Genomic DNA, 3,508 nt, shown 5'->3' with positions numbered 1-3,508 from the left:
TGTTACGCCTCTCACGAAATGACCATTCGCAGATCAGATTGATTGTCACTGATCTGCTTTTTATAATGTCACCAGTTAGAAAGGAAAAAACCTCAGAGTCTTTTGTTATCTTGCGGATAATACTCTCTGAGGCTGGTCACCAAACCGTGATTAGTATAACAGATTACGAGCTTGTTGAAATAAAGAAAATAGTCAAAAAAGATAAGGACGGCAACGAAAAGTCAGAAACTCTTTTTGGTCGAGAGTAATGAAACTGTTCCTTGCCCTGAATGCAGCCATGAACTGGTCTATCGAGATTCAGTAAAGCGTTATGGACGCTATTACAACGATAAAATAAGCGCCTATCTCATTCGGCGGCTGAAGTGCACAAATCCTTCCTGCCACAGGCTTCACAGAGAGCTGCCAGACTTTCTGGTTCCTTTCAGGCATTATGTATCAACCGTCATTGAAGAATGTTCAGATGGTACTGTAGGCATTGATGACCCCGCATTCGAAGCACTGCCCTGCGAGAAAACTTTCCATAGATGGAAAACCTGGCTCAGGGAATCCAAAACGCAGATTGAAGGACTGTTAAATTCGATTCAGGCAGGAAACGGCGGTTTTATTCCTGAGCTTAAGAAATCCGTCGATTCATTACTAGATCATTTCAGGAAACTCACTGATGGCTGGCTTTCCGAAATTGTCCGCTGTCTTTGCAATACAGGCTGTTCGCTGCCTCGCAAATCTGCACCTGATTTGTCCTGTGACACGGATGAAAATTGTTTATCCTCTCCTGAAAAGGAGGATTTTCATCATGAATCAAAGAGCTGTACAGAGCTGGCAGGACAAAGAGGCACTGAAAAGGTTCCAGATGATCTCGCCATTACTGGACGAGACCCTGGATCAGGCAAAAAAGCTGGAGGTCCGTAATAAAATTGCGGCTGACAGTGATCTTTCAGTGCGTACTATCCGCCGCTATGAATGTGCCTTCCGCCAGGAGGGCTTTTCGGGTTTGAAACCTCAGGCACGAGAAGGATATGCCACAAAACTTCTGCCGGAAAATTTTCAGGATCTGGTCCAGGAAGCCATCATTCTGAAGAAAGAAGTTCCTTCCAGGTCCATCAATCAGATTATCTATATTCTTGAGGGTGAGCACAAAGTTCCGGAAGGTGTGCTGAAGCGATCTACCCTGCAGCGCTACCTTTATAATGCAGGCTTTGGCGAAGCGCAGATGAAGAAGTACAGGGAGGATCAGAAAAGCATTAATGCGGCCAAACGCTTCTGTAAGCCTCATCGGATGATGCTTGCCCAGGCAGACATCAAATATGGTGTTGGCATCATGATCCGCAGTAATGGAAGGAAACAGACTGCCTATCTGTCATCCATTATTGATGACCACTCCCGTTATCTTCTTGCCTCGGAATGGTATGAAGAACAGGATGAATATGCCGTTACAGATGTATTCCGCAAAGCGGTGCTGAAGTGCGGCTACTTTGACAGATGCTATACCGACAATGGCAGCGTGTATATCTCCCACCAACTGACCACAAGCTGTGCAATGCTTGGCATCCAGCTGATCCGTGCCAAGCCGTTCAGCGGAAAATCAAAAGGCAAGATTGAGAAGTTTCATCAGGTCGTTGACTCTTTTATTGCCGAGATCAAGCTGAAGAAAATTGACAGTCTTACCGAGATCAACCGGCTGTGGGCAGTCTTTCTGGATGGCTACTATCACAAGAAACCACACGAAGGCATCCGGGAATACTATCAGTCATTAAACAGACCGGTACCGCCGGAAGGCATCAGCCCGGAGCAGGAATGGAAACGGGATACCAGACAGCTTACCTTCCTTGACCGGGATGTAGTTGCCCATGCCTTTATGTACCATGAAACCCGTAAAGTTGATCGCGGCGGGCTGATCAGCTTCAAAGGAAGAAAATACGAAGCCGGTTCCTCCCTCATCGGAGCCAGGGTAGAGATCAGCTATGATCCCAAGGCAGACATGGAGATCTATATCGGGTATGACGGCATTACACCATTCAAGGCAATGCCAGTCTCCATTCCGGAGTACTGTGCTCCTGATCCGGTTATTCCGGAATCCATGACTGAAAAGAAGCCTGACACTTCCAGACTGCTGGATGTCATAGAGAAGAAGTACAGTGAATCTCAGCAGAAACTGGCAGATGCGATTTCCTACAGCAGTTATGGAAAGGATGGTGAGTGACCGTGTACGAGAAAGCATTTGGAATGGCAAGAACGCCATTTGTAAGAAATATACCAACAGACCAGCTGTACGAATCTCCATCCATGAAAGAAGCGCTGGGAAGACTGGACTATGCGGCCGACCGCCAGTTGTTCGTAGTACTGACTTCAGATGCCGGGTGTGGCAAGTCTACATTGATCCGAAAATTCAACGACAGACTGCCAAAGGATAAATACCTTCTGCTCTATGTGTCTGATTCCAAGCTCACGCCAAAGTGGCTGTATAAGAACCTGCTGGACCAGCTTGGCCTGGAAGCCGGCTTCTACCGCGGCGATGCCAAAAAGCTTCTGCAGAAACAGGTGGAAATCATCCGTACCAAAGAACATAGAAAGGTCATCTGTGTGCTGGATGAGGCGCATCTTCTCGAGAAAGAAACACTGGAAGAATTCCGTTTCCTGCTGAACTCCAACTTTGATTCTGAAAGCCAGATGGCCCTGATACTGGTTGGACAGAACGAATTATGGGACACCAAGCTGCGCTTTAAACACTATGCGGCTATCCGGCAGAGAATCGATATTACCTGCGTTCTGTCCCATCTGGATCTGTCCCAGACAGAAAAGTATATTGAATCCAATCTCCGCTATGCCGGTATCGAAAATGCACTGTTTACGGATAAGGCAGTCGAGGAAATCTATAAAGGTTCCACTGGCATTCCACGCATGATCAACCGCATCTGTGAGAAAACACTGATCTATGCCAGCCAGCAGAACCAGAAACTGATAGATGAGCACATGGTATTGCATGTCAGTCAGCACGAAATGCTTAATATTGGAGATAAACATGAAGAGATACAGATCGGATGACGATTACGCTGACTGCCTCCTGCAGGCTCAGGCGGCGGACTACCAGATCACGATTGACGATCTGATCGATGAACTGAAAGACCAGAATCTGGAAATCGTGGCATTGAGAAGACTTCTCTTGAAGTATATGAATGCATATGGCAAAGAAAACATGAGAATAGAAATCTATGATGCCCTGTATCCCCAGTACTGCCGGCTCGGAATTGAGGCCTATATCCTTAATGACCGTGACGGCATTGATCCCTTTGAAGAACCTGGGTATCTCAGAAAACTGCACGACTGTGCCAGAGGCCGCAGGACAGATGGTCATCCCAACATCTACTCAGGTGCACTAAAACCTATCAGATAACATAAGCCCGGCAATGACCGGGCTGTTTTATGGCCGTGAATGAATGTGACATGAAAATGAGCAGTTTCCGGACAACATAAGAAAGCAGAAACAGGTCATTCCGTTAGAGCATTAACA

Annotated in this window: 5 protein-coding genes; all 5 read left to right on the top strand. The window is 46.7% G+C overall.

What is annotated here, in order from left to right; translation table 11 throughout:
* Positions 1 to 248: hypothetical protein (locus MOZ60_RS11345; protein WP_370596760.1), on the top strand; the 248-nt coding region annotated here is incomplete at its 5' end.
* Positions 235 to 909, top strand: coding sequence for a DUF6431 domain-containing protein (locus MOZ60_RS11340; RefSeq protein ID WP_370596759.1), 675 nt, complete (start codon positions 235 to 237; stop codon positions 907 to 909). The genes MOZ60_RS11345 and MOZ60_RS11340, both read left to right, overlap by 14 nt.
* Positions 794 to 2,200, top strand: coding sequence for a DDE-type integrase/transposase/recombinase (locus tag MOZ60_RS11335; protein WP_370596758.1), 1,407 nt, complete (start codon positions 794 to 796; stop codon positions 2,198 to 2,200). The genes MOZ60_RS11340 and MOZ60_RS11335 overlap by 116 nt, the downstream gene beginning before the upstream one ends.
* 2 nt (positions 2,201 to 2,202) lie before the next feature.
* Positions 2,203 to 3,042 (top strand): ExeA family protein, encoded by an 840-nt coding sequence (locus tag MOZ60_RS11330; RefSeq protein WP_370596757.1) that lies wholly within the window; start codon positions 2,203 to 2,205, stop codon positions 3,040 to 3,042.
* A complete protein-coding gene (locus MOZ60_RS11325) occupies positions 3,020 to 3,391 on the top strand; it encodes a hypothetical protein (protein ID WP_370596756.1) in 372 nt (123 codons plus the stop codon). Before MOZ60_RS11330 ends, MOZ60_RS11325 begins: the two co-directional genes overlap by 23 nt.
* The last annotated feature ends 117 nt before the right edge of the window (positions 3,392 to 3,508 follow it).

It is taken from the genome of Grylomicrobium aquisgranense (assembly GCF_033971865.1).
Taxonomy (GTDB): Bacteria; Bacillota_I; Bacilli_A; order Erysipelotrichales; family Erysipelotrichaceae; genus Bulleidia; species Bulleidia massiliensis.
The sequence above is the reverse complement of the archived record's forward strand: the minus strand, read 5'-3'. Positions and strand labels throughout refer to the sequence as shown.

What these genes read in the sequence shown, in the direction of transcription:
- MOZ60_RS11335 (WP_370596758.1), top strand. Translation starts at nt 794, where the DNA reads ATGAATCAAAGAGCTGTACAGAGCTGGCAGGACAAAGAGGCACTGAAA.
- MOZ60_RS11325 (WP_370596756.1), top strand. Translation starts at nt 3,020, where the DNA reads ATGAAGAGATACAGATCGGATGACGATTACGCTGACTGCCTCCTGCAG.